This window comes from Microcoleus sp. S13_B4 (assembly GCF_036700885.1).
Taxonomy (GTDB): domain Bacteria; phylum Cyanobacteriota; class Cyanobacteriia; order Cyanobacteriales; family Microcoleaceae; genus Microcoleus.
Genome location: NZ_JAUBPU010000015.1, coordinates 68,550 through 91,792, shown reverse-complemented (window position 1 = coordinate 91,792; position 23,243 = coordinate 68,550). Strand labels below are relative to the sequence as shown.

Genomic DNA, 23,243 nt, shown 5'->3' with positions numbered 1-23,243 from the left:
TACCAATTACCGATTACCCATTACCAATTGAATTAATCGGATAAACGCACGCCTCCTTCTACAGTTCGCGCGTCCCCGGAAAAAGGTTGGGGAGTCCCATTCCAATTGAAGTCGCTAACTCTAAAAGTCAGGCTGCCGACTTGACGCTCAGGATTAAAACGCAAAATGATTGCGTAGCTGCGGCGACTGTATTCTAAAGTGTAATTCGTACTGATTGTGTCCCCGCTTTCTAAATTAATAGCACTTTGAAATCCAACTCGAAAGCCTCCGTAAACTTGCTGGACAAGCCCAAAAGACAGGACTCTCAAATCTACTAAGCGATCGAATAAAAACGGCGAGATACCGTCCCGTCCCACCTGGGTATAAGTCACGTTAAACCCAGTGTAATCGAGGAAAGGGCGGGAGAAATGACCGAACTGCCCTTGAATGCCGACGCTGCCGGCGAGGGAATTTTGTCTGTCGCCACTGCTGTAATAAGTACCAACTCCCCGGACTCCCAAGGCCAGTTGCAAGAAAGGAACCACCGGCGTCCGCGTATACCTCAAACCCTGGGTGGGAGTGCGGGGCAGCGGTTCGCCCTGCCACAGGTTGAAGCCGCGACTCAAGGCAAAGCTGAGTTGGGAACGGCCCAGATCGATGCGGTTGTTTTCCCGCACTGGTTCGAGCAAGTCTGCTCGATCAGTGTCAGCATTGATAAATTGATACCCAGCTTGGTAGCTGAGATTGATGCCAGTGCCTCCGAGTTGGATGACTGGGGAAGTGAGGACTGCCCCGAGACTGCTCTGCACGGTTTGATAGCCCAGAGAACCGTTAAACAGTCGATCGCGATAACTGTATTCTGCTGCCAGAGAGTGAGTGCCGATCAACTGTCGGAGGCGCAAATTGCCCCGAAAGCTGTTTTCCGGCAAATTCGGGAAATTTTCAAAACTCAGAAATATTGCCGATCCGTCCAGCCTGGTGCGTGGGCCCAGACTAGCACCCAACCTCGCTTTCAGCCCGTAGCTATCGGGAGAAAACGGATTACCGCCGTGCTCTGCCACGACCCGCTGCAGGTAAATTTGGGGTGTCAGGGTCAGCCGCACCGGCCCGTTTTGCAACACCTCAAAACCGCACTCGGCATACAAACCGCCGCGGTCGCCTCCGTCGTAGCCAAAGGTCAAACACGGGCCGTTCTGCTGCCTGCTGTCAAACACTTGCCTGCGGGGATACACGGGTATTTTGACCCGGTTGTCGAACACCAAGCGGGGTTTAGTTGTGACCAATTCCTCTGCCGTGGGCGAAATCCTTCTAATCGTCGCCCTGCGGGCCCTGTATTCAAATTCCGGCGGGGAAAACGGGTCGTTAGTAATCCGAATGTTGGTTGCTACCCTCGCGCCGTCTGGCAGGAGTTCGATGCGTTCTGCTTCAAAGCGGACGCGGTTGACCGCGCCGACCACTTGGGGGGCTGCTAGCTGTCCGCCGCCACCGATAGTCACTGTAGCAGCGCCGGGGGATTTGACTCCGCGCAGGGGCTGCTGGCTGGTAATTCGATCGCTCAGCGGCTGTTCGAGAATCGTCCCGGCACTGATATCTGTAGGCAGTGTGGGGGTCAATTCGCTACCTGCTGCAGGCAGGAATATTTCGCCGCTGGCTTGTTCGACTGCGCCGGCGTTGAGGCCGAGATTGAACTCCATCTGCTGGCCGCGCACTACTTGTTGGCCGCGGGTATAGGCGACATTGCCGGATGCTACCACTTGGCGGGTGACTAAGTTGACGATCGCTCGATCGGCATCAATCACGGTTTGCCGGAACCGCACAACGACATTACCCACCGCCGTCACAATTTGCTGCTTGTCGTCGAATTCTTGGCTGTCAGCCTTAACTTCAATAGTATCGGCCGGAGTCACCGGAAACGGCACCGTCCGCTGAGAAGGTGCGGTGCGGACTCCCGGCGCGGCTGGTTTAGGCTTCGGTTTCGGCGCAGGGGGCGTTCTGGGTGCGGGGGCAGTTCCCGGAGTTGGAATCTCGAACTGCTGTTGCCCGCTAGGTGCTGATTCCGGCGGTTCGGGAACGGGAATTTCAGCAGGTTGGGGAGAGTTATCTTCTAACTGCCGGCCTTGGGCCTGATACCAACTTTCCTGCTTTCGGACAACATTCCTCTCCTGTTGTTTCTGCGCCTCTGCGGTTCGTTTTCGATTGCGAATGGCAAGGGCATTTTCTACCGAACCCAATTGGTAAGCAGTAAACGAGGAATCTTTCGGAGTTTCCGCAGTTTCTGGTTCTCCCACAGGAGGCCGACGCTGAAATCCCACCACTGCGTCGCCGCTTTCCACTGCTGCTAGGGGGTCGGCGATTTCTGGAGGCTGGTCGGTGGCCGGGGTAGTGCCCAGGAGTGTGGCTGCCGGTTCTGCTGGGGCTGGTGTGGGTTCTGGCTGAACGATATCTGGGCTTGGTTCCGGTATTTCTGCGGGGTTGCTGCGGGTGTCTCCATCGCCGGCCGCGACAGTGAGGGCGACTTTTTTTGGCTTTGCGATGTAGATGATGCCAGGGGGTTCTGACGGCGGTACCGGATAGGGCATAGTTACAACAGGTAAGTCGTCCGATTTTAGATTTTAGATTTTAGATTTTATAGGGTGCAAATTATTGACAATTTTTGCATCTCAAAGGCAATTGTTTAGAAATTAATCTGACATCTAAAATTTGCAGTGGCTTTGGCGCGCCGGAATCGGGCTGCTTTCAAAACTTGCTTCCGCCACAAGATAACCTCGCGGATGGTGCGAGGTCAAGTTTTGTTCAACTAATTTTTGCGGGTTTGCGGACTGGCTGGGGGGCTGCGGTGGCGTGCCCCCAGCCACCGGGCGGGATAACTTGTTTATTCCATGTCTCTGCGGTTGGGGTTCCGGGCTGGGTCATTGGACAAAAATCCAAATATGAACAGGGAAACAAAAAATAAAACAACTACATTAACTACGATTTTGAGGGTTAACACTGTGGGAGTCTCCAAAGATGGCCTAATACTGAGCTGATTTGCTGCTGTTGCAGCAACTTTTTTATCATAAGCTAAAGATTAGTCAATTTTCTCTTTGCTTTTGAGGATTTTTGGCAAGTTGATTTTGGTCCAATTCCATAGTTGCTCGGCGATGTTTTCTAGCCGCAGCATAACTCGATCGAGCCATTCGAGCACTTGTTCTAACGGGTGCTTAATGTATCCCATCGATTCTGCTTTTGTTTCTAAGTAGTCTCCATCGGATGGGACGCCTGCGCTGGGATTTTTTGGTTCGGCTGGGGCGGGGGTTGCGGCGGTGTATCTGCTAGTTTGCGCGGTGATTGCTGCTGGGGGTTGGTTGTTTTGTGCGGTGTTCGGGTTTGTGTTTTTTGGCACTTGGGTTTCCGGTGCGCGCCCTGGGGTTGATTCTGCTGCGAGTGCAGAACTATTTTTTTGAGTAACTGCTAAATCAGATAAATCAGATGCTGTTTGGGGTTGACTTTTTGAGCTTTTTGTCAGCAAGCTCTGTTTTAGCTGCCCCAGCAGGCTGTGAAGTGCTTCTGGGTACGGGGATATTGAGACTGCGGTCGATCGACCTTCTGCCAATTCTCCTAATTCGGCCATTTCTTGCTTGACTTTTGGACGGGCTTGTGCTGCCTGGGGTTCGGAACTTCCCTCGATTAAATGCTGCGGTTCTGATTCCCCGAATAAGTCTTGCCAGTTCAGCCACGGTCGATCGACCTCTGGGCTTTTTTGTGTGTTTTCTTGTTCTTGTCGCTGTTTCAAATAATACTGAATTGCAACTGATTTCTCCGTATTATCACTCGCTGCCGTTTCTTTGCCCAGAAGGTGGTCTACTGACGACCAAATCACTTGTTCGATGTTTCGAGCGTATTTTTCGAGGATGTCGCGGGCTGAAAAATCTAAATTGGTTTCCGTGCCGGATGTGTCGATTTTTACTCCAGAGTTTTCTATGGGTGCGGCGATTGTTTTTGCCGATGGTGGCAGGGTAAATTCTTCGAGGTTGACGGCGGCGCGATCGAGTAATGTAACAAAGGAGAGAGGAGTAGGGGGTTGAGCGAACTTGCTGTTAAAATTAGTTTCTAGTTTTGGGGTATTGTGGTCGATTGAAGTGGATGCTGCAATTGACTGCTGTGCGGTTTTTGATTCAATCTGGGCGCGGGCTTTTTGGACTAGGATGGCATTGCGGTCGATCGATTTTTTAACTGCGAGGATTGATTCTCCAAACTGATTTCTTTTGAGAGCAACCGGGCTCGTCTGAAGCCATGCCATCAATTCCCAAAAACGACGCACCGGTGGCAAATGCGCTTTTTTTGCTGCCGACTCCAAACCGAGATTAAATTTTAATTCTTTTTGGGTAATTTCCCGCCGCCCTGGCTCACAGTTTGCTACTTCCCAAGTTATGCGACCTTCGAGCAGTTCCTGCTGTTCGGGTGTCAAAATATCTAATATGTGATTTTCTCTTCCGACCAATACTAAAGTGCGGGCTGGTATAAAACTGGCAATTCCCTCAACTTTCGGTTTCGGTGTTAATTGAGTTTTAGCAAGCGGGTTTTCTAAGACGGAAATTGTTTGATGCTTTGCGGTTTGTCCGCTAAAATTGATTGTCGGATGTAAATTGTTAGCAGCAGTTCCCTGATTAATTAACAGCGGGAAGCTGGCTAAAGTTTTGGCAGTTTGCGACGAGTTTAGCAAATTTTCGGCAAGGTGCAAAATTTCGGCGATCGAACTTTCCTCGGAAATTTCCCCCTGATACCAATTTTGTGGCCCATCGGGATTTTCGTCCCCCACAAATTCTTGCAGTTCAGGTAAATCTACTTTTTGACTTGATTCCCGCAACTGTCGGCCCAGCATTCTGGAACTTTGCACCAGCAAATAAGCTGGATAAAGCAGAATTTGGGTGGCGGTGAGAGTTGCTCCTTTAATTTGACGCCAAGTTCGATCGCAATTGTCAGCGACTTGGCGGGACTGTTTCGATATAAAATTTAATAGTCGGCTTTGGTAGGGGCCGTAGTAACCGTTAGACATAAGTTTTATTATTGAATTCAGATTTTTGCTTCGCGCCGGAATTGCTGAATAGTGCTGTAAAATCAAAGCGAGATCTTAATCGCAGCTTCAAACCCTCTGAAACCTTTATTTCTTCGCGTCCTTTGCGTCGGGGCGGTTCAATCCGATTTTTGATTAATACACAATTCCTATTTTAGCGAAATATGAGCGCTTCTGTGTCACCTGCTAGCAACAATATTTCTGCCACTGTCGAGAAGTTGCGCCACCTCAGCCAAGTGGAGGTTCAGTCTGGTTGGAGGTACTGCGATTCTGACTCGGCTTTATCTTCGGTAAATATTTGTAACAGCCCTGTTGCTGAACTTAACAGCAAAGGACATATTGCTTGGCCGTCTGGGAAGCAAGTTTTGTATTTGGGCCAGCAATTTGTAATTCCTGACAATTTGCACGGCTATCCTGTGCGTGGTTTGCGGTTGCTGCTGGGTTTGACTTGGTGGGCAGAAGATGCTCAAATTTTTGTGAACGGCGAGTTAGTCGGACAGGGAGATTTATTTGATTTTGCCGATCGAGTTTTGTTGAGTTCGTCGGCCAATCCCGGAGATGAATTTTTAGTAATTTTGCGGTTGGTAAGTCCGGGTCACGATAGCGGTGCTTTAGTGCGATCGATTTGTTTGTACGAAGCTGCTGACTCTTCTTGTTTCGATCCGGGTTTTGTGGCTGCCGAATTAGAGATTTTGCAAAATTCGCTAACTCGAAATTTAGAAAATGTAAATTCCCAACACCTGTCCACCGAAACACTAGCAAAGAATCCCATGTTTGTCAAGGGGGAAACGCTGAAATCGGAGATTGATTTGGCGATGGATTTGATTGATTGGTCGGCGGTGGGCGATCGCGAAAAGTTCGATCGCTCGCTGTCTGTTTTGCGGCACCATTTACTGGGATATCTGCGGGCTTTTTCTGGGGGTTTAGATGAGGGAAGCGCAGAGGCCGCAGAGGCCGCAGAGGGAGGAATAAGGGAGGGGGTTTTTGAGGTTGGAGAAAATAGCAACGCTACATATATATATATAGGAGAAAGTGGCGATCGAACATCTATATATACAAGTAAAATCTATTTGGTGGGTCACGCTCATTTAGACTTAGCTTGGCTGTGGCCTGTCCCGGAAACTTGGGAAGCGGCAGAGCGAACTTTTGAGTCGGTATTAAAATTGCAATCGGAGTTTCCCGATTTGATTTTCTGTCATTCAACTCCGGCGCTTTATGCTTGGATGGAAGAACATCGGCCCGACTTATTTGCAGCGATTAAAAAACAGGTGGCGGCGGGTTGCTGGGAAGTTGTCGGCGGGATGTGGGTAGAACCGGATTTAAACTTGATTTCCGCTGAATCAATGGTGCGGCAAGTTTTTTACGGACAGCGTTACGCAAAAGAAAAATTTGGCGAATTGATGCGGGTAGCTTGGCTACCGGATACTTTCGGTTTTGGGTGGCAATTACCTCAGATTTTGCGGCAAGGTGGAGTTGATTATTTTGTGACGCAAAAGTTGCGTTGGAATGATACAACGGAATTTCCCCACGGTGCGTTTTGGTGGGAAGGGTTGGACGGTACTAAAATATTTAGCATGATGTCTGCTCCAATTGGCGAAAGTATAGACTCTGTTAAAATGGCAAGTCATGCTTTTGACTGGCAAGCTAAAACTAATTTGCAAGATACTCTTTGGTTGCCTGGGGTTGGCGACCACGGCGGTGGCCCGACTCGTGATATGTTGGAGGTGGCGAAACGCTGGAAAATGTCGCCTTTTTTCCCGAAGTTGGAGTTTGCGAAAGCAGTTGATTATTTGTCTTTGATTGAGAGTCAGTTTTTGCCTGAAGTTGCGGAAACTTCGCAGGAAATGGATGTTCCAGAATCGGACAATCAGGAGAATTTGCGGGCGCGAGAATTGTTAAACTTGTCGGCAATGAAGGATGCAAATCCTCCGCTCTCACAACTCAAAACTCTTCCGGTTTGGAAAGACGAACTTTATTTAGAATTCCACCGGGGTTGCTACACGACTCACGGCGACCAAAAACGGCAAAACCGTCGCTGCGAAGAATTGCTCTACCAGGCGGAGTTGCTGTCTTCGCTGGCCGCGATTTGTACTGGTGCAGTTTATCCGAAATCAGAATTAGAATCAGCTTGGAAACAAATTTTGTTTAACCAGTTTCACGATATTTTGCCCGGTTCTGCGATCGCCCAAGTCTACGCGGATGCTAATCTAGCTTTTGCTGAGGTCGATCGCACTTGTCGCGAAATCCTGCTAAAATCTTTGGATGCAATCTCGGCTCAAATTTCTCTCCCGAATCCCCCGCAGCCCGACGCTCAACCGATTTTTATTTTCAATACTCTCAATTGGTCGCGCTCTGAGGTTGTCGCCGTACCGCTTCCCGATGCTGCTGATTCAGCTTGGCAAATTTACGATTTTTCAGGACAGCGATTGGGGTCGCAGATGGAAAAGGGCGATCGACCGCAATCGCACTCTACACTGTTATTTTCGGCAAATAATATCCCCGCCGTTGGCTACCAGGTGTTTTGGCTGTGTCGCGAAGACGATCAAACTGTGGATAATGTGTCCGCGAGTCCAGAAACCGAAAAAAAGACAGGGTTATCAAAACTTACATACGGTATAGCAGAAAAAAACACAGTTAGTCAAGAAACGCATTTTGCAGCCGCAGAAATGGTTTTAGAAAATGAATTTATTCTGGCAACCGTAGACGGAAAAACCGGGGATTTATCCAGCATTTGGGATAAAGTAAATAACCGAGAAGTCCTGAATGCAGCAGGCGGCAATCAACTGCAAGCATTTCAAGACAGTGGTCAATATTGGGATGCTTGGAACATCGATCCAAATTATGAAAAACATCAGTTACCTGCGGTCACACTCAAAGAGATTGCTTGGGTAGAGGAGGGAGAAATACGGCAGAGTTTGCGCGTAATCCGACAAATTGGCAAATCGGAGTTTTGCCAAGATTATATAGTAGAAATAGGTTCGCCACTGCTGAAAATCAAGACAGTTGCAGATTGGCAAGAAACTCACGTTTTAGTAAAAGCAGCCTTTGGGTTAAATGTAGAAGCAGATTTTGCAACTTGCGAAATTCCCGGCGGTGCGATCGCCCGCACCACCAAACCACAAACACCCGCCGAAAAAGCCAAATGGGAAGTGCCGATTTTGCGCTGGACTGATATCAGCAATGACGGTTTTGGAGTGAGTTTGCTAAATGATTGCAAATACGGTTGCGACCTTCAACCGAATCAAATTCGCTTGACTTTGCTTCGGGGTTCGACTTGGCCGGATGAACAAGCAGATGTAGGAGTTTCGGAATTTACTTGTGCAGTCTATCCCCATGCTGGAAATTGGCACGACGCCGGCACAGTTCGGCGCGGTTATGAGTTGAATTCGCCGCTGCTAGTACAGGTGTTGCCGCAGTTAGGAGAAAATCGGAACAAGAGTTTACCCGCAGTGGGTAAGTTCTTGGATTTGTCGGCAGACAATTTAGTGTTGATGGCGTTTAAACAGTCGGAAGAAAATTCTAATGTGTGGATTTTGCGGTGTTGTGAATTCGAGGGGAAAGAGGCTCTGCTAGAATTGAATAGTGATTTGGGATTAGAAATTGTAGAGCCAGTAGATTTGTTAGAACGACCGGCCAATTGGTCTGAAAAGCTGCCGGAAGGGCGAGGATTTAAGATAGAGCCTTGGAAAATCGCGAGTTTTGGAGTTGTAACGAACCGCGAAGGCGCGTTAGGCGAAGCCGCGCGTAAGCGCTAGGACGCGAAGGAAGAAGGGGAAGGGAAGAGATGAGGGGATTATTGGCTGGTTAAATGGTAAATTTAGGGTACTGTCGATCGCTCTACGAATTCAAGCCAAAAATAAGCTATTCCCAAAGTAACGAAAGTCAGGGGCAGCCCGAACCGTAAATGTTCCTTAAAAGTCAAACGCTCACCTGATTTCCCTGCAACTTCAGCTACAATTAAATTAGCCACAGAACCCAACAAAGTTAAATTCCCCGCCAGAGTAGAACCCGCCGCCAACAACAGCCAAGCTTGTGTATCTGTTTTGACAATCACGGATTGCAGAACTAACACCGTCGGTACGTTAGAAATTAAGTTAGAAAGAATTACTGTTACTCCCAACAAATTCAGCGGCGTATTAGTCAAATTAGTTAAATTGTCCAACAAACCCAGTTGTTGAGTTGCTTTAGTCACCACAAACAATCCCGCAAACATTACTAGCAAATTCCAGTCAACGCCTTGCAAAATGCGATCGGACTTGACACGCCTAGTAATTAACAATATACTGGCAGCTATCCAGGCCGATTCTGCTAAAGGTGCTCCCCCCAAAAAAGCTACTAAAAGTCCTGCTGTCACCCATAAACTTTTTGCCAGTAAAGGCTTGAACAAACGATACCGGACTTGAGTAATCTCCGGCAAAGATTTGCAAGAACGCACTTCGGGATAAAGCAAGTATAGCCAAGCTACTTGAACCAGCAAACAAATTAAAGCTACTGGTGCGAGAGACTGGGCAAATTCCAAATAACTAATTCCCGAAAAAGAACCGACGAGAATATTTTGCGGATTCCCACTCACAGTCGCCACCGAACCTAAGTTAGTTCCTCCGGCTAAAGCTAAAAGATAAGGGATAGGGTTGAGAGACAGAGAGCGAGTCAGACTGAGTGTTAAAGGGGCCAGCAAAATAGCAGTAGTGTCGTTAAGAAAAAATGCCGATAGAATGCCACTGCCAAAAGTAACGGCCACCATAATGCCGAAAGGAGAACGAGTAAAGCTAGTTAAAAACTCCAAAGCAAGTTGAAAAAAACCCGATGCTCCCAAAGCCGAATTAACGATCATCATTCCCAGCAAAAAAACGATCGTATTGGGGTCGATCGCCTCCCAAGCAGTTTTCAGGTCGAGTATCCCCAAAGCCACCGCAAAACCTGACCCGACAATTGCCACCGCCGCCCGGTTCATTCGCAACCCCGGCAAATATCCCAAACCGAATCCCAAGTAGGTCAGTCCCAATACTAGATATTTGAGTGTTATCATATATACTTAAAACTATTGATTGCCGCTTTTTTCCATTGTCTAGGATGCTAAAAGTACAGACCGAGTAATTGTAGCTAAACCTGCTGGCATTGCAACTAGCGGGAAATATTGCCGAGAGACGGTCTACCAACTACAAACAAACAAAGTGGTTGCATGGGGAAGCGAAAACCAGCACGCTGGACAAGCTGTAATTTTGTTACAACTTGTAACTTTTTTTAAACAACAGGTTTAATTTAGTTTCACAAGAAAGTTAAATTCCAGAAAGTAAAATTAATTACAGTCGAGTTAAGCCAAAAGTGTTTGCTAAAAAAATTAATTCAAGCAACCCAGAAACCACCAACTCTCACTTGACCCGCACTGACGGCGAGTTCGCAGCAGCCAAACAGTCGTGCAGCCAACAAGTCGAACTGGATTGGTATAGAACTCTCTACGACAATTTTCCGGGCATTTACTTTGTTCTAGACGCTTTGGGAAGAGTTTTTTCCCTCAATCAATTCGGCGAGGCGAGACTAGCCTACAAATCGCAGGAATTAATTTGTCATTCAATTTTTAACATATTTTCCTGCCAATATCAAGGAAAAATGCAAAGTGAATTTGCCGGATTGGCACAGCAGGAAAACGGTAAGCAAACTCCAACAGTTGCCTGTTGGGAAGGCTGCTTGACTTGCAAAGACGGCAGGATTATCTGGGTAAAAGCAACCGCGCGCGCAATGCCTGCGGTAGATTGGAAAATAGAGGAAAACACTAATGGTCGTACACTTGCCAATTTCCAACGGCCGGCGGTACTGTTAGTTTGCGAAGAAATTAATGCTGCTTCGCAGTCATCCACGCTATCGGCGCAGCCCAAGCACAGAGAAGAAAATTGGCGTAGTCCAACTTGGGCGATCGCAAAATTAGCCAAAAGTCAACTTAAAGAACGCAACAATCTAGAAGAATTCATCCGCGAAGTAACTGAAACCGCTGTCAATATTGTCAACTGCGATCGAGCCAGTATTTGGCTGTACGGCGAAGACCAAACGCAGCTTCACTGCATCGACCTTTACGAACAAAATACTAAACTCCATTCCGTACAAATAATCATCACAGCCGCCGACTGTCCGGCATATTTTCAAGCTTTAAAATCCGCAAGTGCGATCGCAACGGTGTCCGCCGAAAATGACCCGAGAACACAAGAACTTGTAGGTCTTTATTTTGCAGATCGGGACACGACTTCCCTGTTAAACGTACCGATTGTGCTGGCAGGTCAAAGGTTGGGAATAGTCAGCGCCGAACGCCACGGTTCCGACGGTGATTGGACGGAAGAAGAACACGAATTTATCCAAATATTAGCAGACTTTGTATCCTCAAGTTTGTCAGCTAGCGAAAAGTTAAAATTAGAAACAATAAGGCACGAACAGCAGCAAAACTTGCTCACCCAATACTACGATCAACTAGAAGAGAGAGTAGAAAGACGCACTGCTGAACTCAAAAAAGCCAACCAAAAACTGCAAAAAGAAATAATTAAAAGAAAACAAGCAGAAGCAGAAATACGTCGGCAGCAACAAGAACAGCAAATTATTTTTGATTCCGTGCCGGCGATGATTTGGTACAAAGATACCGAAAGCCGCCTGCTGCGAATTAATCAAGCGGCCGCAGCCTCAAGAGGTCTACCGGCAGCTCAATTAGAAGGTAAATCTTTTTATGAAATCTATCCAGACGAAGCAGAGCAATATTATTTAGAAGATTTGGAAGTAATCCATTCTGGCCTTCCCAAACAGGGCAAAGTCGAACTGCTACCAACTGTCTCGGGTCAAAAATGCTGGGTGCGGACAGATAAAATACCTTACCGCGATGAAACAGGTAAAGTCGCTGGTGTAATCGTGTTTGCAGTAGATATTACTGATTTAATTAGAGTCGAAAAAGAACTGCGAGAATATCGCGATCGCCTCGCAGAAAAAGTTGACAAACGTACTGCTATGTACAGGCAAGCCATGACCGCTTTGTACTCGGCAAATACGCAACTGCAACAGCTAATTAACAACAGCTACTCCTCTGGCGAAAATGGCAGCAGCCACTCAGCAGCGCGCTTGCTCGAATGCGAAGCTTATTTTGAAGCAGTTGCCGTGGCTGACAGGGACACAATTTTGAGCGTCAGCAGTAATTTTGCCCAACTTTTCGGTTACGAACCTGCGGAAATGGTGGGAATGAGCTTGCTGGAACTACTGTCGCCGAAATCATACAAACAGGCGCCGCAAATGATTTCGGCGGCCAGTAATACAGTCTGTGAAACTATTTTTCTCAAGCGAGATGGAACTGCTTTCCCCGCTGACGTTCGCAGCAAATTCGTATTGTGGGAAGGTCGTTTAGTACAGGTGAAAGCAGTCCGAGACCTCACGGAACGCAAATTGACGGTAGCAGAATTAGAGCGATCGCGGTCTCTGCTGCACGCTACCTTGGAAGCAACTGCCGACGGCATTCTCGCCGTTACTACCGCCGGAGAACTGATTAGTTTTAACGAAAAGTTAGTCCAAATGTGGGGAATTTATGAAGAAGTTAGAAACTCAATGGATAGAACGGTGCGGCTGGCATTTCTGACTAAGCAAGTTAAAGATCCGAGGGCTTTTTTGCAGAGAGTTAAAGAATTTTATAGCGATGCAGAGTCGGAAGGTTGCGATATTCTCGAATTTAAAGACGGCCGCACTTTTGAGCGCTACACCCAGCCAATCCGAGTCGGGCCAAATATTATTGGCAGGGTGTGGCGCTTCCGCGATATTACCTCTCGCGAAAAGGTAACGGCAATGTTGGGAGATTCTCAAAGGCGCTTTCGGGCAATTTTTGATTCTTCTTTCCAATTTGTGAGCTTGTTGAAACCGGACGGCACTCTGCTGGAAGCTAACCAAACTTCTCTGGATTTCGCGGGAATTAAGCTACGGGATGTGGCAAATAAACCGTTTTGGCTATTGCCTTGGTGGGGAGATTCTGAGGAAGTTCAGGAACAGTTGCAAGAGGCGATTTCTCGCTCGGCAAAAGGCGAATTTGTCCGCTACGAAGTGGAAGTTCAAGGTGTAAATCGGACGGCAATTGTTGATCTTTCTCTCAAACCTGTCGCGGATGAAACAGGCAAAATAGTATTGTTGTTGCCCGAAGGCCGGGACATTACTCAAAGTAAGCAAGCCCAAGTTGCACTGCGGCAACAAATAGAAAGGGAACGCCTGATCGGGCAGATTCAATCGCGCATCCGTTCTTCTCTCGATATCCAAGATATTCTCAACACTACAGTAGCGGAAGTGCGGGAGTTTTTGGCAACCGATCGCGTGCTGGTTTTCCGCTTCCGACCCGACTGGAACGGAGATGTGGTGGTGGAGTCGGTTGGAGAAGGATGGATTCCACTCAAGGGGATGGGAATTGATGATTGCTGTTTTGCCACTACTTACATCGGACAGTATTTAAAGGGCCGCATTCGCGCCATAGAGGATATTCACACTTCTAATTTGAGCGAGTGTCACCTTAAATTTTTGGAGGCGTGTCAGGTGAAGGCAAATTTGGTAGTGCCGATTGTCCAGCAGGGGATAGAACCTAGGGAAGGTAACGGTTCTTGTCAAGTGCCGAAGTTGTGGGGTTTGCTGATTGCCCACCACTGTTCGGCACCCCGCCAGTGGCAGCAGTTTGATGTGGATTTGCTGAGTCAGTTGGGTACTCAAGTTGCGATCGCGATCGAACAATCTTTACTTTACCAGCAGCTAGCGGCGGCCAACCAGCGGTTGGACGGGTTGGCGAATTTGGACAGTCTGACTCAACTAGCTAACCGCCGCCGTTTTGACGAGGTGATCAACCGAGAATGGGAGCAGTCGAGCTCTTCGGAACCGCTATCTTTGATTATGTGCGACATTGACTGTTTTAAACTTTACAACGACAATTACGGCCATCAAGCCGGGGATGCTTGTTTGCAGCAAGTGGCGCGGGCGATCGGAGATGCTTGCACGAACGCACCTGCAGAACGCCTCTATTTGGCTGCTAGGTACGGTGGCGAGGAATTTGGGGTAATTTTGCCCAATACGGATATCGTGGCTGCACAGGCTGTTGCTGAGGGAATCCGCAGCCGCGTCAAAGCCTTAGCAATTCCCCACATTAAGTCTGTTGTCAGCGATTGCGTGACTCTGAGCATGGGAGTTGCGGCCGTTTCGCAAAGTCAAAATTCCCCGAAAATGTTGATTGAAGCTGCGGATAAGGCACTGTATCGAGCTAAGTCTGGCGGGCGCGATCGAGTGGCTATTAGTGATTAGTCAGTAGTCAGGTTATTTTAGATTTTAGATTTTAGAATTGGGAATAACTGATGAAGCTGGTCGTTTGGAGCTTGTCTACAGTTGCATTCTTTTTTCAAACTGGCACCACAAAAAAAGCGATCGCCCTAACTGGCATAAAGTTAGTGCGATCGCGGTACTATGAATCAGCTATTTATCTATCAGATGCGGCGCGGAATTTTTACGCATTTCCACCAAGATTGTTACAAGACTTCACAGAAAGAGGGGCAGAGTGAGAGATTCGGAAATTTTTCCTTCTAATAACCAATAACAGTCAACAGTCAACCGTCAACAGTCAACCGTCAACTGACAAAAGTTTTTGAAACACCTCATACATATCCTCAGCCAACTTTTTAGGATTCCACAAAGGTGCGAGATGTTCTGGCTGCTTAGATTTTATTAAATGCTCTTTCACCGCATTTCTGAAGCCAGCATCGCGGCCAAACTTAACTCCCCACTGCGTGTATTCCTCCCAAGTCCACGCCGCACCAACATCAAGATTTGCACTTTTCAGAAAAGCATAACCCATGCGCGAAAGATATTGGTCGCCGGATCGAGTTACCACTGGCAAATTCGCCCACAAAGCCTCTAAATTGTGAGTCCCGCCGTTGTAAGGATAGGAATCTAAAAGCACGTCAGCTACATAATAAATAGCGCGGTGTTCTTCTTCACTTCTGGTTTGCCCTATAAACTTAATCCGACCAAAATCTACTCCCTGAATTTCGCATTCTTCGCGGTAAGTGCTGTGAATAATATCGGGGTCGCCTTGACCTTTGCGGATTAACAAACTATCTGGTACTTCCTTAAGGATTTTAACTTGAGCTCGTACCATTTCGGGATTGGTTTTTCTCCCTGGCGCGACGCACAGATAAGTCATTTGATCCAAGCCAATTCCGAGAGCATTTCTAATCGCCTCTCGATTTACCGGAATGCTTTGCAGTGCGCCAATTGCTACCGAACAAACAGGCAATCTTACTACCTGTTCTAAATAATTTTTTTCTACACCAGGGGGGTGAGTGTGTTCGTCACAAAGAAAGTAGTGATTATCAGAAATGTAAGGCGCGTCAAATCCTAGCCAAGAAACGCAAATTCCCGCAGGATATTGATACAGCACTTCGACATTTGTCGGTACTGTCATCGAGTCTAAGTCTATTAAAACATCTAAATCGTCTTGCGCTACTTCGGCGAGGATTTCGCCGCCATCAGCGAAGCCGTTTGGATATTTTTTAGGCCAGTAAAACTTGCCCGCCATGTCTTCAAACCGCTGCGTAACTTCATCTCGGTGGAGTTTGCCGGTGACGTAAAGGTGAACGTGGGGGGTGATGTGGCTTAATTCGCGAATTAAAGCTTCGCTGCACCAGCCTACTGAGTGGCGGCGGAAGTGTTTGGAAAGGAAGCCGATTTTTAAATGACGCTGTTCTTGTGTTTTGTAACTGGCTAGGTTGCTTCTGTTAACTTGCTGGCGCTGCGGAACGGCTTTTTGGTAGTATTCTTTGGCAATGAGTCTGTAGAAGCTGGCATTTTTTTCGCGGTTGTCTCGCAGGTGAGAAACTGCAAACAGGAAGATTTCGTAGAGCAGTTTTAGTTCGATTACGCTAAAAGTTTCGACCTTTTCGTAGCAGAGTTTTTCGATTTCTTCGAGTTTCTGAATGGCCTGTTTGCTGACACCTGATTGCAGGTAGGAAAAGACGTAGGCTGTAGCTGACATGATTGGGGCATTTTCGCCGCAGTTTTCGCAGTATTTGTCGGCTACGCTACGGGCTCCGGCGAGGTTGGTGGAATGGCTTAGCAAGTCGCACAATTGTTGGTAGGCTTCGCTAAATTTGGGGTTGCATTGGAGCGCCTTTTCAAAATTGGCGATCGCCTCCAACGGCTTATCTTGTTTCTGAATGTGTCCCATGCGGCAGTAAACCTCTGCCCAATCCGGTTTTAATGCCAGGGCTTGCTGATAGCTGGCTAAAGCTTCTTCCAGCCGCCCCTGCATGGAAAAACAACTGCCCAGGTTAGCGTGAACTTCCGGCCAGTCGGGCTTGATTTTCAGAGTATTTTGGTAATTAGTAATTGCTTCGTCGTACTTGTTTTGCTGTAAAAAAGAATTGGCTATATTGAAGTGCAAAACTTCTAATTGCGGCTTTAAAGCTACAGCTTTCTGATAGTAAGCGATGGCGGCGTCGAGATTGCCTTGTTGCGATCGCGCGCTGCCGATGTTACCGTAAGCTTCGGCCCAATCTGGTTTAATGGCGATCGCTTTTTCGTAGCATTCGATGGCTTCGTCGCGCTTTCCTTGGCTGAAAAGTCGATTACCTAAGTTAAAGTGGAAGTCTGCACCGACTAGCTGCGGGTTGAGTTCGGATGTTCTTTTAAAACAGGCGATCGCTGCTTCGATGTTGCCGTGTTTCTGATATACTTTCCCTAAGTTCCAGTGAGCGCCCGCTAAATCTGGACTGAGGGCAATGGCTTGCTGGTAATGGGCGATCGCTTCTTCCAAACGCCCCATTTTGAAATACATACTGCCGATATTGGCGCGCACTTCCGCAAAATTTGGCCGCAATTCTAGGGCTTGAGAATACGATCGAATCGCAGCTTCAGTTTTGCCTACTGCTTGCAGGGCATTGCCTAAAGTGACATAAGCGTGAATGAAATCTGGTCGGATTTTTATCGCTTGCTGACAAGCTGCGATCGCCTCTTTAATTTTACCTTGAACTAAAAAGTTTTCGGCGAGTTTTTTGTACGGTTCTACTTCTTGAAAATTAGCAACTTGTCCGCTATCTGGAACATTGAGCGAGGTAACTTGTTCGGAAAGTTCGGCGGGGTTTGTAAAGGGAGTATTTAAAGTCTCAGTGGTGGGCGCTGGCGGCAAATTGATGCTCGAAGGCTGCAAGCCATAGCCTTCATCTTTGTTGACAGATACTGGTTGCTGTTCGCCTGATTCTGTTTCTAATTCGATAAAGTTGCTGTCAGTAGTTTCCCGCTCTTTTTGTGCGAGCAAACTCGATAGTTTCTCAGCAGCGCTGGCATCTCCAGGTTGCAGTTGCACCACTTTTTGATAGCAAGCCATTGCTGCATCTAACTTTCCTTGCTGCTGCAAAACGCTGCCCAGCATCATATTAACCGAAGACAATTGAGGATTAATCGCAAGAGCTTTTTGGTAATAATTGGCCGCCTGTTCCAATTGCCCTAACTTATAATACATACTGCCGAGATTCGCGCTGGCTTCAGCAAATTCTGGCTGAATTTCTAAAGCTTGCAAGTAAGCTTGAATTGCCATTTCCAGTTTGTCTTGACTGTGCAGGGCATTGCCTATTGTCAAGTAAGCAGGAGCAAAATTGGGTTGAAATTTAAGAGCGACATTACAAGAGGCGATCGCCTTTTCAAATCCTCCTTGCAAAACATAAACTTCCGCCAACTTTTTATGAACTTCTGCATCTCCTGGATTCAACTCTAAAGCTTTCTGATAGTTCTCGATTGCGCCACCGAGATCACCTCGATCTTTCAGCCAATTTCCCTTTTGAAAATAATCTCTCACTGCCTCTAAACCTACTAAAGAATTCCCGATCATTTTCTCTGCCACTCTTACAGGTTTTACACTAATACTATTCAGCCATTCTACCCACTCTCGGGATCGCACAGACCAAATACACCCTCGATTTATATATTCTACCTGCTGTCTCAGATGATTTTCAGCAGTTGCGTCACTCCCACCCGCACCCTCTTTTAAAACTCCGACTGTCGCCTCTAAAAACCGCCTTGTATATCCCTCCCAATCTGGTTTACCGGCACGCTTCCAATTAGTTATCGATGCAAAATTTTCCACCCCTGACATTGAAACTAGACGGGCAAATCCAGCAGTTGTTTCCGGCAAAGCTGCCAATTCACTCGTCACAATCCGGCAACCGATGGCCATCGCCTCCATCACGGCAATAGATGAGGTTTCTAAATAGGTATTCGGGTAAGCTAAAACCGCGACTGAACGCAGTTGCCGGACGAGTTCGGGTTGCGGTACGGAACCGACGTACTCGACGCCTTCTGTTTCCTGACACTGGCGGTAAAGTTGACCAAAAAAAAGCTTGTTATCATTGTCGTCTATTTGGTGTACTTTCATGCTTGAAAATACTTTTAATCTGGTTCCGGGGACAGCTTGACGAATTTCGGGAAAGACTTTTAACAAAATATCGAGTCCGCGAAATGGAGTGCTAGTGTAAGCTAGAACAGGCGGTCGAGATTTATGAGAGAGGATAGGAATATTATCGGGGAAAATATTAGCAAAACAAGGGGCGATCGCATTTCTTAAAACACAACTGCGATGGAATTCAATGCCAAAGCGCTGGCGAAATTGCTCCCGTTGCCACTCGCTGACAAAGACAAAAGCATCGCAAGCATTGATTTCTCGGTGATTATTGAAATCTTGGAGGAATACAAAGCCCGGTTCGTTATGAATCCACAAAATCAACTTAGTTTGATGCCCCAAAAGTGGCTTAACTTCCAGCGCTTTGCCGACTATATTGACTATAACTAAAAAATCGAGCGATCGCAGCAATTCTAAATTAGATTTGTCCCCCACCCTGCGCCTGCAATCAACGCCACGCCATATCCCCGACTCGGAAGTATTGTTGAGCAAAAATACCTCGTTTCCCTGTGCAGCCAACGCCTCAGCTAAGTAACAAATAGCCGACTGAGTGCCACCCAAAGGTTCGCGGTAAGGAGTTTCAATGTTGTAATCCCAAGTATAAGTATCGAGAAATCCGATTTTCATTAAATGGTATAATCTTAAAACTATTGAGGAGTACCGAACATGACCACAGAACAAGATCCCGTAAAATTGATGAAACAGCAAGTCGGCTTTGCTGCTGCCGATCGCGTACAATCTGGTATGATTGTCGGACTCGGCACGGGGTCAACTACAGCTTATACTATTCAAGCGTTGGGCGATCGCATAAAATCCGGTCAACTCAAAGATATCAAGGGAGTACCGACATCTTTTCAATCAGAAGTGTTAGCCAAACAATACGGAGTACCGCTGACAACACTAGATGAAATCGACAGAATTGATGTTGCTATTGACGGCGCTGATGAAGTAGATCCCCACCTCAACTTAATTAAAGGTGGCGGCGCAGCCCACACCCGCGAAAAAGTAGTCGATTACCTCGCCACTCAGTTTATTGTAGTAGTTGACAGTTCCAAAATCGTAGATAAATTGGGTTCGACTTTTCGCGTACCCATCGAAGTTATACCGATGGCATTAACACCAGTGATGCGCGCCATTGAAAAATTGGGTGGCAAACCCGAACTCCGCATGGGCGTGAAAAAAGCAGGCCCCGTAATTACCGATCAAGGTAATATGGTAATTGATGTCAAATTTGATGACATTGCCAACCCCGGAGAAATGGAAAAAAGCTTGAATAACATTCCCGGTGTGTTAGAAAATGGTTTGTTTGTAAACTGTACAGATTTGGTTTTAGTCGGCGAAATCCAAGACGGAAAACCAGTAGTACGCGAGATTTCTAAATAGTCAAGACTGCCCACGGGCGATCCAAAACTCTTTGTAGAACAGGCATCTTGCCTGTTCAGGAGAATGCGGTAATATGCGAGTTACAACTCGCAAAAATACCAAAAACAAGGTTTCTTACCCTATAGCAACTGCCAAGACTATTAAGAAGTTATTAATCAGTGAAACCCTTGCGATTGTTACATCTTCCTTCTCCCTTATTCCTGACATCCGTTACATCCGTTACATAATCCGTTGCCGAACTTCCTTCTGCTATAGCTTTGACTTTGATTATGATGCAATATCGCAGATTCGGTCGCACAGAATTATCCATGCCCGTCTTCTCCTGCGGTGGCATGAGATATCAGTACAAATGGCAAGACGTACCAGCCAATGAAATTCCACCAGCCAATCAACAAAATCTAGAAGCAACGATTCGCTACTCCGTTGAATGCGGCATCAATCACATAGAAACTGCTCGCGGTTACGGCACTTCCGAGATGCAACTGGGGCGATTTTTGCCGAACTTTCCCCGCGAAAAGTTGATCGTGCAAACGAAAGTTAGCCCCAAACCGAACTCCCAAGAGTTTCGCGAAGAATTTGAGAAATCCTTAGCTTATTTGCAACTGGAATACGTCGATTTACTGTCGCTGCACGGCATTAATACGTGGGAATTGCTAGAGGAGTCTATGCGTCCAGGCGGCTGCATGGATGTGGCGAAAAAATTGCAAGCAGAAGGCCAAGTTCGGTTTATTGGTTTTTCAACCCACGGCCCGACGGATGTGATTGTCAAAACAATTGAAACTAATCAATTTGATTATCTTAACTTGCACTGGTACTACATCAATCAAAGTAATTGGCCTGCTATTGAAGCTGCTAAACGTCACGATATGGGCGTTTTTATTATCAGTCCTTCCGACAAAGGCGGTCAACTTTACAACCCGCCACAAAAATTAATCGACTTGTGCTATCCGCTGAGTCCGATGGTGTTTAACGATTTGTTTTGCTTGTCGCATCCGCAAGTACACACTTTGAGTTTGGGCGCAGCCAAACCTGAAGATTTTAACGAACATCTGAAAGCTGTAGAATTGTTAGATAAAGTCGATGAAATTTTGCCACCGATATTAGCCAGGTTGGAAGATGCAGCAATTAATAAATTAGGAGAAGATTGGTTTAAGACTTGGCACGTCGGTTTACCAACTATAGAAAATACTCCTGGAGGTATTAATATTTATGTGATTCTGTGGCTGTGGAATTTAGCGCAGGCTTACGATACGATCGACTATTGCAAGATGCGCTACAACCTCTTAGGTAATGCCAGTCACTGGTTCCCCGGCCAAAAAGCCGATCGCCTCGATGAATTAGACTTGCGCCGCTGTCTAGCCCACAGTCCCCACGCGGCTAAAATTCCCGGTATTCTTCAAGCAGCCGATCGGCTTTTTGGAGGCGAAGCCATCCAGCGCTTGTCCCAAGAATAATCAAAAAAAAACCCGGTTTCGAGACAGAAACCGGATTAGTGAACCGGAGCACGTGAGTTAGTTACGCGCACACAATTAGCCTATACTTGAGAAACTCTCACAACCATCGCCCATCCGTCTCATCCATTCGGGCGATAGCACTTTTTATCTCAACTCACTCGCATTTTGCTTTAATCTGAGATAAAACAGTTAATAATTCACTTAGGTACTTTTTATGACTCTTAAACGCCGAGATTTCTTGTATTTAGTGACTGCTACCGTCGGAGCTATTACCGCAGGTGCTTGCCAAGCGTCAGGAAATAATGTATCACAAGCAAGCCCAGTTGCAGAAAGTCCAAAAATAGCCCAAACCCCCGGGCCTTTTACACTGCCGCCTTTGCCTTACGAATACAATGCTTTAGAACCGCACATTGATGCGCGAACCATGCAATTTCACCACGACAAACACCACGCCGCCTACGTTAAAAACCTCAACGATGCTGTCAGCAAATACCCGCAGCTCAAAAATATGAGTGCTGAAAATATGCTGCGAGATTTGAGCAAAGTGCCGGAAGATATTCGCACAACCGTGCGTAACAATGGCGGCGGACACCTAAATCACAGTATGTTTTGGGAAATCATGGGTCCCAACGGCGGCGGCGAACCCACAGGGGCAATTGCAACAGCAATTAAGCAAACTTTCGGCAGTGTTGACGATTTTAAAGCAAAATTTAACGATGCCGGCACTAAGCGTTTTGGCAGCGGTTGGGTGTGGCTAGTCCGCAATAAAGCTGGCAAACTGGAGATTACAACTACTGCAAATCAAGACACTCCTTTCATCGAGGGCAACTATCCAATTATGGGTAACGATGTTTGGGAACACGCTTATTATCTCAAATACCAAAATTTGCGCGCCGACTACTTAAAAGCTTGGTGGAATGTTGTTAATTGGGCGGAAATTAACAAGCGCTACGACAAGGCTAGCGCCTAGTTCCACAAAGTTTGTTGTTGCGATCGATCGCAGACAGCCCAACAACAAACTTTGTTTTAAGTAGGTAGGTGCTTTAAAACGCAATTAAGTAAACGATTGTAAAATATCCTGAGCCTTAAGCGTGGCTGATTTAACCCTGTTTCCATACTGTTAGATGGTTCGTTTAATGCCGCCTACCTACTTATTTTCTGATTCTGCTGTTAAACTCGGGCTGCCCTCAATGTACAGTCCACCATCTACCTTTAACACGCTACCCGCGATGTAGCCAGCCGCATCAGATGCCAGGAAAACTGCTGCTTTCCCTAAGTCTTCCGGGAATCCCATCCGGCCAAGAGGCATTCGGTGGCTGAACGACTCCAGCAATTCGTCGCTGTACCAGCGTCGCTCCCCCGGAGTATCAGTCCACCCAGGCTCTAGGATGTTGACCCGAATTTTGTGCCACATCAGTTCATTGGCCATAGAAAGAACGAGGTGATGACAGGCTGCTTTGGTGGTGTTGTAGTCAATAGCACCCTTATACGGAAAATGAGCGTGCGGGGATGAGATATGGATAATCGAGCCTTGGGCCTTCCTTTCCACCATACGGCGGGCAACTATTTGACAGATGTGAAACACACCGTACACCCCTATTTCTAGTGTCCGCTGTAAATCCTCAAATTTAGTTTCCAGCAGGGTATTTCGGACGCTAGCGATCGCATTTGTCACTAGAATATCTATGTGACCCAGTTCTTGCTCGCACGTATCGACCATCCTTTCCACTTGGTCGCGCTGTGAGACATCTGCTTGAATCGCGATAGCGCGACGCCCGACTGAGTGAATCTGGTTGACTATTTCTCGTGCAGATGTTGGAGAATCGCAATAGTTCACACAAATATCTGCACCCGATTTGGCTAATTCAAGGGCGATGCCAGCACCAATTCCTTTCGAGCTACCTGTGACAAGTGCAATCTTATTGGCAAGCATAGTTAG

The 23,243-nt window shown here is 47.0% G+C and carries 13 protein-coding genes; 6 read left to right on the top strand and 7 right to left on the bottom strand.

The window, feature by feature from the left end; genetic code table 11:
- Window positions 1-32 precede the first annotated feature (32 nt).
- The 3 genes from QT994_RS11630 to QT994_RS11620 all read right to left on the bottom strand — a co-directional run bounded on the left by QT994_RS11630 (window position 33) and on the right by QT994_RS11620 (window position 5,014).
- The gene (locus tag QT994_RS11630; RefSeq protein WP_333174589.1) at window positions 33-2,558 is read right to left on the bottom strand and encodes a DUF3769 domain-containing protein; all 2,526 of its coding nucleotides are present in this window, start codon (window positions 2,556-2,558) and stop codon (window positions 33-35) included.
- A gap of 293 nt (window positions 2,559-2,851) precedes the next feature.
- Complete coding sequence (locus QT994_RS11625; RefSeq protein WP_039887172.1) at window positions 2,852-2,968, bottom strand: photosystem II reaction center protein I; 117 nt, start codon at window positions 2,966-2,968, stop codon at window positions 2,852-2,854.
- Window positions 2,969-3,046: 78 nt separating this feature from the next.
- The gene (locus QT994_RS11620; protein ID WP_333174588.1) at window positions 3,047-5,014 is read right to left on the bottom strand and encodes a hypothetical protein; all 1,968 of its coding nucleotides are present in this window, start codon (window positions 5,012-5,014) and stop codon (window positions 3,047-3,049) included.
- Window positions 5,015-5,196: 182 nt separating this feature from the next.
- Here QT994_RS11620 and QT994_RS11615 point away from each other — a divergent pair, with 182 nt between their 5' ends.
- Complete coding sequence (locus QT994_RS11615) at window positions 5,197-8,787, top strand: alpha-mannosidase (RefSeq protein WP_333174586.1); 3,591 nt, start codon at window positions 5,197-5,199, stop codon at window positions 8,785-8,787.
- A 62-nt stretch (window positions 8,788-8,849) separates the two neighbouring features.
- Here QT994_RS11615 and QT994_RS11610 read toward each other — a convergent pair whose 3' ends face one another.
- A complete protein-coding gene (locus QT994_RS11610; RefSeq protein WP_333174583.1) occupies window positions 8,850-10,061 on the bottom strand; it encodes an anion transporter in 1,212 nt (403 codons plus the stop codon).
- Window positions 10,062-10,357: 296 nt separating this feature from the next.
- On the opposite strand from QT994_RS11610, the gene QT994_RS11605 reads away from it, so the two are divergent.
- Both QT994_RS11605 and QT994_RS11600 read left to right on the top strand, forming a co-directional pair.
- A complete protein-coding gene (locus tag QT994_RS11605) occupies window positions 10,358-14,323 on the top strand; it encodes a PAS domain S-box protein (RefSeq protein WP_333174581.1) in 3,966 nt (1,321 codons plus the stop codon).
- Between the two features lie 50 nt (window positions 14,324-14,373).
- Window positions 14,374-14,577: a hypothetical protein gene (locus tag QT994_RS11600; RefSeq protein ID WP_333174579.1), complete on the top strand. Its 204-nt coding sequence runs from the start codon at window positions 14,374-14,376 to the stop codon at window positions 14,575-14,577.
- A gap of 59 nt (window positions 14,578-14,636) precedes the next feature.
- On the opposite strand, the gene QT994_RS11595 is transcribed toward QT994_RS11600, so the two are convergent.
- A complete protein-coding gene (locus QT994_RS11595) occupies window positions 14,637-19,094 on the bottom strand; it encodes a tetratricopeptide repeat protein (RefSeq protein ID WP_333174577.1) in 4,458 nt (1,485 codons plus the stop codon).
- A 39-nt stretch (window positions 19,095-19,133) separates the two neighbouring features.
- Here QT994_RS11595 and rpiA point away from each other — a divergent pair, with 39 nt between their 5' ends.
- On the top strand, window positions 19,134-19,850 hold the full coding sequence (gene rpiA / locus QT994_RS11590; RefSeq protein ID WP_333174574.1) for a ribose-5-phosphate isomerase RpiA: 717 nt from the start codon (window positions 19,134-19,136) through the stop codon (window positions 19,848-19,850).
- 151 nt (window positions 19,851-20,001) lie between these two features.
- On the opposite strand, the gene QT994_RS11585 is transcribed toward rpiA, so the two are convergent.
- The gene (locus QT994_RS11585) at window positions 20,002-20,160 is read right to left on the bottom strand and encodes a hypothetical protein (RefSeq protein WP_333174635.1); all 159 of its coding nucleotides are present in this window, start codon (window positions 20,158-20,160) and stop codon (window positions 20,002-20,004) included.
- Between QT994_RS11585 and QT994_RS11580 the strand changes: the two genes are divergently transcribed.
- Together QT994_RS11580 and QT994_RS11575 are read left to right on the top strand one after the other, a co-directional pair.
- Window positions 20,120-21,304: an aldo/keto reductase gene (locus QT994_RS11580; protein WP_445243897.1), complete on the top strand. Its 1,185-nt coding sequence runs from the start codon at window positions 20,120-20,122 to the stop codon at window positions 21,302-21,304. The two genes, QT994_RS11585 and QT994_RS11580, sit on opposite strands and share 41 nt — an antisense overlap.
- A 214-nt stretch (window positions 21,305-21,518) precedes the next feature.
- Window positions 21,519-22,274, top strand: a complete 756-nt coding sequence (locus QT994_RS11575) for a Fe-Mn family superoxide dismutase (RefSeq protein ID WP_333174571.1) — start codon at window positions 21,519-21,521, stop codon at window positions 22,272-22,274.
- 177 nt (window positions 22,275-22,451) lie between these two features.
- Here the strand turns inward: QT994_RS11575 and QT994_RS11570 are convergent, their stop codons facing one another.
- Complete coding sequence (locus QT994_RS11570) at window positions 22,452-23,237, bottom strand: SDR family oxidoreductase (RefSeq protein WP_333174568.1); 786 nt, start codon at window positions 23,235-23,237, stop codon at window positions 22,452-22,454.
- Between the last annotated feature and the right edge of the window lie 6 nt (window positions 23,238-23,243).

Bases quoted from the DNA above. Each gene is read 5' to 3' on its own strand.
- QT994_RS11630 (WP_333174589.1), bottom strand. From the start codon at position 2,558: ATGCCCTATCCGGTACCGCCGTCAGAACCCCCTGGCATCATCTACATC.
- QT994_RS11620 (WP_333174588.1), bottom strand. From the start codon at position 5,014: ATGTCTAACGGTTACTACGGCCCCTACCAAAGCCGACTATTAAATTTT.
- QT994_RS11615 (WP_333174586.1), top strand. From the start codon at position 5,197: ATGAGCGCTTCTGTGTCACCTGCTAGCAACAATATTTCTGCCACTGTC.
- QT994_RS11610 (WP_333174583.1), bottom strand. From the start codon at position 10,061: ATGATAACACTCAAATATCTAGTATTGGGACTGACCTACTTGGGATTC.
- QT994_RS11600 (WP_333174579.1), top strand. From the start codon at position 14,374: ATGAAGCTGGTCGTTTGGAGCTTGTCTACAGTTGCATTCTTTTTTCAA.
- QT994_RS11595 (WP_333174577.1), bottom strand. From the start codon at position 19,094: ATGAAAATCGGATTTCTCGATACTTATACTTGGGATTACAACATTGAA.
- rpiA (WP_333174574.1), top strand. From the start codon at position 19,134: ATGACCACAGAACAAGATCCCGTAAAATTGATGAAACAGCAAGTCGGC.
- QT994_RS11580 (WP_445243897.1), top strand. From the start codon at position 20,120: ATGATGCAATATCGCAGATTCGGTCGCACAGAATTATCCATGCCCGTC.
- QT994_RS11585 (WP_333174635.1), bottom strand. From the start codon at position 20,160: ATGGATAATTCTGTGCGACCGAATCTGCGATATTGCATCATAATCAAA.
- QT994_RS11575 (WP_333174571.1), top strand. From the start codon at position 21,519: ATGACTCTTAAACGCCGAGATTTCTTGTATTTAGTGACTGCTACCGTC.
- QT994_RS11570 (WP_333174568.1), bottom strand. From the start codon at position 23,237: ATGCTTGCCAATAAGATTGCACTTGTCACAGGTAGCTCGAAAGGAATT.